The sequence below is a fragment of the Salmonella sp. SJTUF15581 genome, assembly GCF_043356775.1.
In the GTDB taxonomy this organism is placed as follows: Bacteria; Pseudomonadota; Gammaproteobacteria; order Enterobacterales; family Enterobacteriaceae; genus Salmonella; species Salmonella enterica.
Genome location: NZ_JBEUJY010000029.1, coordinates 1 through 6,263 on the forward strand (window position 1 = coordinate 1; position 6,263 = coordinate 6,263).

Sequence of the window (6,263 nt, forward strand, 5' to 3'; positions counted from 1 at the left end):
CCCGGTACAGATACGCCCAGCGGCCATTGACCTTCACGTAGGTTTCATCCATGTGCCACGGGCAAAGATCGGAAGGGTTACGCCAGTACCAGCGCAGCCGTTTTTCCATTTCAGGCGCATAACGCTGAACCCAGCGGTAAATCGTGGAGTGATCGACATTCACTCCGCGTTCAGCCAGCATCTCCTGCAGCTCACGGTAACTGATGCCGTATTTGCAGTACCAGCGTACGGCCCACAGAATGATGTCACGCTGAAAATGCCGGCCTTTGAATGGGTTCATGTGCAGCTCCATCAGCAAAAGGGGATGATAAGTTTATCACCACCGACTATTTGCAACAGTGCCGGCCAACGGTGGCGCCCAAGAAGGATTTCCGCGACACCGAGACCAATAGCGGAAGCCCCAACGCCGACTTCAGCTTTTGAAGGTTCGACAGCACGTGCAGCGATGTTTCCGGTGCGGGGCTCAAGAAAAATCCCATCCCCGGATCGAGGATGAGCCGGTCGGCAGCGACCCCGCTCCGTCGCAAGGCGGAAACCCGCGCCTCGAAGAACCGCACAATCTCGTCGAGCGCGTCTTCGGGTCGAAGGTGACCGGTGCGGGTGGCGATGCCATCCCGCTGCGCTGAGTGCATAACCACCAGCCTGCAGTCCGCCTCAGCAATATCGGGATAGAGCGCAGGGTCAGGAAATCCTTGGATATCGTTCAGGTAGCCCACGCCGCGCTTGAGCGCATAGCGCTGGGTTTCCGGTTGGAAGCTGTCGATTGAAACACGGTGCATCTGATCGGACAGGGCGTCTAAGAGCGGCGCAATACGTCTGATCTCATCGGCCGGCGATACAGGCCTCGCGTCCGGATGGCTGGCGGCCGGTCCGACATCCACGACGTCTGATCCGACTCGCAGCATTTCGATCGCCGCGGTGACAGCGCCGGCGGGGTCTAGCCGCCGGCTCTCATCGAAGAAGGAGTCCTCGGTGAGATTCAGAATGCCGAACACCGTCACCATGGCGTCGGCCTCCGCAGCGACTTCCACGATGGGGATCGGGCGAGCAAAAAGGCAGCAATTATGAGCCCCATACCTACAAAGCCCCACGCATCAAGCTTTTGCCCATGAAGCAACCAGGCAATGGCTGTAATTATGACGACGCCGAGTCCCGACCAGACTGCATAAGCAACACCGACAGGGATGGATTTCAGAACCAGAGAAAGAAAATAAAATGCGATGCCATAACCGATTATGACAACGGCGGAAGGGGCAAGCTTAGTAAAGCCCTCGCTAGATTTTAATGCGGATGTTGCGATTACTTCGCCAACTATTGCGATAACAAGAAAAAGCCAGCCTTTCATGATATATCTCCCAATTTGTGTAGGGCTTATTATGCACGCTTAAAAATAATAAAAGCAGACTTGACCTGATAGTTTGGCTGTGAGCAATTATGTGCTTAGTGCATCTAACGCCGGAGTTAAGCCGCCGCGCGTAGCGCGGTCGGCTTGAACGAATTGTTAGACATCATTTACCAACTGACTTGATGATCTCGCCTTTCACAAAGCGAATAAATTCTTCCAAGTGATCTGCGCGTGAGGCCAAGTGATCTTCTTTTTGTCCCAGATAAGCTTGCTTAGCTTCAAGTAAGACGGGCTGATACTGGGCAGGTAGGCGTTTTATTGCCCAGTCGGCAGCGACATCCTTCGGCGCGATTTTGCCGGTTATTGCGCTGTACCAAATGCGGGACAACGTAAGCACTACATTTCGCTCATCGCCGGCCCAGTCGGGCTGCGAGTTCCATAGCTTCAAGGTTTCCCTCAGCGCCTCGAATAGATCCTGTTCAGGAACCGGGTCAAAGAATTCCTCCGCTGCCGGACCTACCAAGGCAACGCTATGTTCTCTTGCTTTTGTAAGCAGGATAGCTAGATCAATGTCGATCATGGCTGGCTCGAAGATACCCGCAAGAATGTCATTGCGCTGCCATTCTCCAAATTGCAGCTCGCGCTTAGCCGGATAACGCCACGGGATGATGTCGTCATGCACGACAAGGGTGACTTCTATAGCGCGGAGCGTCTCGCTCTCGCCAGGGAAAGCCGAAGCCTCCATAAGATCATTGAGCAATGCTCGCCGCGTCGTTTCATCAAGCTTTACGGCCACAGTAACCAACAAATCAATATCGCTGTATGGCTTCAGGCCGCCATCCACTGCGGAGCCGTACAAATGCACGGCCAGCAACGTTGATTCCAGATGGCGCTCAATGACGCTTAGCACCTCTGATAGTTGGTTCGAAATTTCGATGGTCACCGCTTCCCTCATGATGTCTAACGGGCGAGGTAAGCCGACCGCAGAATGCGGGTCGGCTTGACCGAAATGTTAGAACCAGAAGCCAAAACGGATAACTTGAATTTGGCGACGGGCGCTAACCGTGAAAAAACGCTGCGCCACCGAGGCGGCACAGCACTGCAAAAACGATAGCTGCTTGCGCTTGCTACGCAAGGGCTAGAGGCCAAAAAGACTGAAAACCTGCGCAGCCCATGCAGGCGAAGCCCGGAAAAAAGGCAAAACAGGCACTGAATAACGCCTGAAAAGCTAAATGCCGTTTGAATAAACATGAGCTAAATAAAGCTGGGTTTCAGTGGTGCTAACGTTGGACGTAACGAGAGCCGGAGCGCAGCGGAGGGAACCAAAATGCGCAGCATTTTGGCGTCCCGTTGACGGAATGGTTAGCCGTTTCGACGCGCATAAACGGAGTGGGTGTACGGAATTACAGCTTGAATGGTTTCGGTTGAGACAAGCTCGAATTCTGTTTCGTTGAGCATTGGGAAGAAGGCGTCACCCTCGAAGGTTTGATGTACCTCAGATAGAAACACGCCGTGGGCGTGAGGTAGTGCCAGAGTGTATATCTCAGCTCCGCCCGCGACGTAGAGTTCATTGCCGAGTTCGGATGCCAAAGCGATAGCGTGCGACAGCGTTGAAACAACTACGCAGCCAGTGGCGCGGTAGTTAGCTTGGCGTGAGATTACCAATGTGTGACGGTTCGGTAGAGGCTTGCCGATAGACTCAAAGGTCTTTCGCCCCATGACAACGACTTTTCCCTCAGTGAGTCTGCGAAAAATCTTCTGCTCACCCGGAATTTTCCAGGGGATATTAGGACCATTGCCAATAACCCGATTGGCTCCCATCGCAGCAACGAGATAAATGCGTACTGATTCCGAGTTCATATGGCTAACTTTGTTTTAGGGCGACTGCCCTGCTGCGTAACATCGTTGCTGCTCCATAACATCAAACATCGACCCACGGCGTAACGCGCTTGCTGCTTGGATGCCCGAGGCATAGACTGTACAAAAAAACAGTCATAACAAGCCATGAAAACCGCCACTGCGCCGTTACCACCGCTGCGTTCGGTCAAGGTTCTGGACCAGTTGCGTGAGCGCATACGCTACTTGCATTACAGCTTACCAACCGAACAGGCTTATGTCCACTGGGTTCGTGCCTTCATCCGTTTCCACGGTGTGCGTCACCCGGCAACCTTGGGCAGCAGCGAAGTCGAGGCATTTCTGTCCTGGCTGGCGAACGAGCGCAAGGTTTCGGTCTCCACGCATCGTCAGGCATTGGCGGCCTTGCTGTTCTTCTACGGCAAGGTGCTGTGCACGGATCTGCCCTGGCTTCAGGAGATCGGAAGACCTCGGCCGTCGCGGCGCTTGCCGGTGGTGCTGACCCCGGATGAAGTGGTTCGCATCCTCGGTTTTCTGGAAGGCGAGCATCGTTTGTTCGCCCAGCTTCTGTATGGAACGGGCATGCGGATCAGTGAGGGTTTGCAACTGCGGGTCAAGGATCTGGATTTCGATCACGGCACGATCATCGTGCGGGAGGGCAAGGGCTCCAAGGATCGGGCCTTGATGTTACCCGAGAGCTTGGCACCCAGCCTGCGCGAGCAGCTGTCGCGTGCACGGGCATGGTGGCTGAAGGACCAGGCCGAGGGCCGCAGCGGCGTTGCGCTTCCCGACGCCCTTGAGCGGAAGTATCCGCGCGCCGGGCATTCCTGGCCGTGGTTCTGGGTTTTTGCGCAGCACACGCATTCGACCGATCCACGGAGCGGTGTCGTGCGTCGCCATCACATGTATGACCAGACCTTTCAGCGCGCCTTCAAACGTGCCGTAGAACAAGCAGGCATCACGAAGCCCGCCACACCGCACACCCTCCGCCACTCGTTCGCGACGGCCTTGCTCCGCAGCGGTTACGACATTCGAACCGTGCAGGATCTGCTCGGCCATTCCGACGTCTCTACGACGATGATTTACACGCATGTGCTGAAAGTTGGCGGTGCCGGAGTGCGCTCACCGCTTGATGCGCTGCCGCCCCTCACTAGTGAGAGGTAGGGCAGCGCAAGTCAATCCTGGCGGATTCACTACCCCTGCGCGAAGGCCATCGGTGCCGCATCGAACGGCCGGTTGCGGAAAGTCCTCCCTGCGTCCGCTGATGGCCGGCAGCAGCCCGTCGTTGCCTGATGGATCCAACCCCTCCGCTGCTATAGTGCAGTCGGCTTCTGACGTTCAGTGCAGCCGTCTTCTGAAAACGACAATGGAGGTGGTAGCCGAGGGTGTGGAAACACCCGACTGCCTTGCGTGGTTGCGGCAGGCGGGTTGCGACACGGTGCAGGGTTTCCTGTTCGCCAGGCCGATGCCGGCGGCGGCCTTCGTCGGCTTCGTCAACCAATGGAGGAACACCACCATGAACGCCAATGAACCGAGCACCAGTTGCTGCGTGTGCTGCAAGGAAATCCCGCTCGATGCCGCCTTCACGCCGGAAGGGGCCGAGTACGTGGAGCATTTCTGCGGGCTGGAGTGCTATCAGCGCTTCCAGGCGCGGGCCAGCACTGCGACCGAAACCAGCGTCAAACCGGACGCTTGTGATTCGCCGCCGTCAGGTTGAGGCATACCCTAACCTGATGTCAGATGCCATGTGTAAATTGCGTCAGGATAGGATTGAATTTTGAATTTATTGACATATCTCGTTGAAGGTCATAGAGTCTTCCCTGACATTTTGCAGGGAATTCCATGACTGGACAGCGCATTGGGTATATCAGGGTCAGCACCTTCGACCAGAACCCGGAACGGCAACTGGAAGGCGTCAAGGTTGATCGCGCTTTTAGCGACAAGGCATCCGGCAAGGATGTCAAGCGTCCGCAACTGGAAGCGCTGATAAGCTTCGCCCGCACCGGCGACACCGTGGTGGTGCATAGCATGGATCGCCTGGCGCGCAATCTCGATGATTTGCGCCGGATCGTGCAAACGCTGACACAACGCGGCGTGCATATCGAATTCGTCAAGGAACACCTCAGTTTTACTGGCGAAGACTCTCCGATGGCGAACCTGATGCTCTCGGTGATGGGCGCGTTCGCCGAGTTCGAGCGCGCCCTGATCCGCGAGCGTCAGCGCGAGGGTATTGCGCTCGCCAAGCAACGCGGGGCTTACCGTGGCAGGAAGAAATCCCTGTCGTCTGAGCGTATTGCCGAACTGCGCCAACGTGTCGAGGCTGGCGAGCAAAAGACCAAGCTTGCTCGTGAATTCGGAATCAGTCGCGAAACCCTGTATCAATACTTGAGAACGGATCAGTAAATATGCCACGTCGTTCCATCCTGTCCGCCGCCGAGCGGGAAAGCCTGCTGGCGTTGCCGGACTCCAAGGACGACCTGATCCGACATTACACATTCAACGATACCGACCTCTCGATCATCCGACAGCGGCGCGGGCCAGCCAATCGGCTGGGCTTCGCGGTGCAGCTCTGTTACCTGCGCTTTCCCGGCGTCATCCTGGGCGTCGATGAACTACCGTTCCCGCCCTTGTTGAAGCTGGTCGCCGACCAGCTCAAGGTCGGCGTCGAAAGCTGGAACGAGTACGGCCAGCGGGAGCAGACCCGGCGCGAGCACCTGAGCGGGCACTGTTGCAAATAGTCGGTGGTGATAAACTTATCATCCCCTTTTGCTGATGGAGCTGCACATGAACCCATTCAAAGGCCGGCATTTTCAGCGTGACATCATTCTGTGGGCCGTACGCTGGTACTGCAAATACGGCATCAGTTACCGTGAGCTGCAGGAGATGCTGGCTGAACGCGGAGTGAATGTCGATCACTCCACGATTTACCGCTGGGTTCAGCGTTATGCGCCTGAAATGGAAAAACGGCTGCGCTGGTACTGGCGTAACCCTTCCGATCTTTGCCCGTGGCACATGGATGAAACCTACGTGAAGGTCAATGGCCGCTGGGCGTATCTGTACCGGG

At 56.3% G+C, this 6,263-nt stretch carries 7 protein-coding genes and 4 pseudogenes; 5 read left to right on the forward strand and 6 right to left on the reverse strand.

The genetic code is table 11. From position 1 onward, the window contains the following. From ABVN36_RS24295 to dfrA12, 6 genes and pseudogenes are all read right to left on the reverse strand, one after another. Window positions 1-280, reverse strand: a 280-nt coding sequence (locus tag ABVN36_RS24295; protein WP_001067825.1) for an IS6 family transposase, incomplete at its 3' end; no start/stop codon positions are given. Window positions 281-344: 64 nt separating this feature from the next. Continuing rightward, window positions 345-1,004 (reverse strand): annotated as a pseudogene (gene folP / locus ABVN36_RS24300) (dihydropteroate synthase); the annotation flags it as partial. After that, window positions 998-1,345, reverse strand: coding sequence for a quaternary ammonium compound efflux SMR transporter QacE delta 1 (locus tag ABVN36_RS24305; protein WP_000679427.1), 348 nt, complete (start codon window positions 1,343-1,345; stop codon window positions 998-1,000). The pseudogene folP and the gene ABVN36_RS24305, both read right to left, overlap by 7 nt. Before the next feature lie 116 nt (window positions 1,346-1,461). Continuing rightward, window positions 1,462-2,300 (reverse strand): annotated as a pseudogene (locus tag ABVN36_RS24310) (AadA family aminoglycoside 3''-O-nucleotidyltransferase). 5 nt (window positions 2,301-2,305) lie between these two features. Further along, window positions 2,306-2,596, reverse strand: coding sequence for a DUF1010 domain-containing protein (locus tag ABVN36_RS24315; protein WP_001336345.1), 291 nt, complete (start codon window positions 2,594-2,596; stop codon window positions 2,306-2,308). Window positions 2,597-2,707: 111 nt separating this feature from the next. Beyond that, the gene (dfrA12, locus tag ABVN36_RS24320) at window positions 2,708-3,205 is read right to left on the reverse strand and encodes a trimethoprim-resistant dihydrofolate reductase DfrA12 (RefSeq protein WP_001083725.1); all 498 of its coding nucleotides are present in this window, start codon (window positions 3,203-3,205) and stop codon (window positions 2,708-2,710) included. A 144-nt stretch (window positions 3,206-3,349) separates the two neighbouring features. Between dfrA12 and intI1 the strand changes: the two genes are divergently transcribed. The 5 genes and pseudogenes from intI1 to ABVN36_RS24345 form a co-directional block, all read left to right on the forward strand. Further along, window positions 3,350-4,363 carry a class 1 integron integrase IntI1 gene (gene intI1, locus ABVN36_RS24325; protein ID WP_000845039.1) on the forward strand — a complete coding sequence of 338 codons (1,014 nt, stop codon included), beginning with the start codon at window positions 3,350-3,352 and terminating at the stop codon, window positions 4,361-4,363. A gap of 202 nt (window positions 4,364-4,565) precedes the next feature. Beyond that, a pseudogene (locus tag ABVN36_RS24330) lies at window positions 4,566-4,916 on the forward strand (DUF3330 domain-containing protein); the annotation flags it as partial. Window positions 4,917-5,041: 125 nt separating this feature from the next. Continuing rightward, on the forward strand, window positions 5,042-5,602 hold the full coding sequence (locus tag ABVN36_RS24335; protein WP_000147567.1) for a recombinase family protein: 561 nt from the start codon (window positions 5,042-5,044) through the stop codon (window positions 5,600-5,602). Between the two features lie 2 nt (window positions 5,603-5,604). Continuing rightward, window positions 5,605-5,916 (forward strand): annotated as a pseudogene (locus ABVN36_RS24340) (DUF4158 domain-containing protein); the annotation flags it as partial. A 67-nt stretch (window positions 5,917-5,983) separates the two neighbouring features. Continuing rightward, on the forward strand, window positions 5,984-6,263 hold a 280-nt coding region (locus ABVN36_RS24345), incomplete at its 3' end, for an IS6 family transposase (protein WP_001067825.1).

Coding starts and splice junctions, on each gene's coding strand:
- ABVN36_RS24335 (WP_000147567.1), top strand. CDS start 5,042: ATGACTGGACAGCGCATTGGGTATATCAGGGTCAGCACCTTCGACCAG.
- ABVN36_RS24315 (WP_001336345.1), bottom strand. CDS start 2,596: ATGTTTATTCAAACGGCATTTAGCTTTTCAGGCGTTATTCAGTGCCTG.
- ABVN36_RS24305 (WP_000679427.1), bottom strand. CDS start 1,345: ATGAAAGGCTGGCTTTTTCTTGTTATCGCAATAGTTGGCGAAGTAATC.
- dfrA12 (WP_001083725.1), bottom strand. CDS start 3,205: ATGAACTCGGAATCAGTACGCATTTATCTCGTTGCTGCGATGGGAGCC.
- intI1 (WP_000845039.1), top strand. CDS start 3,350: ATGAAAACCGCCACTGCGCCGTTACCACCGCTGCGTTCGGTCAAGGTT.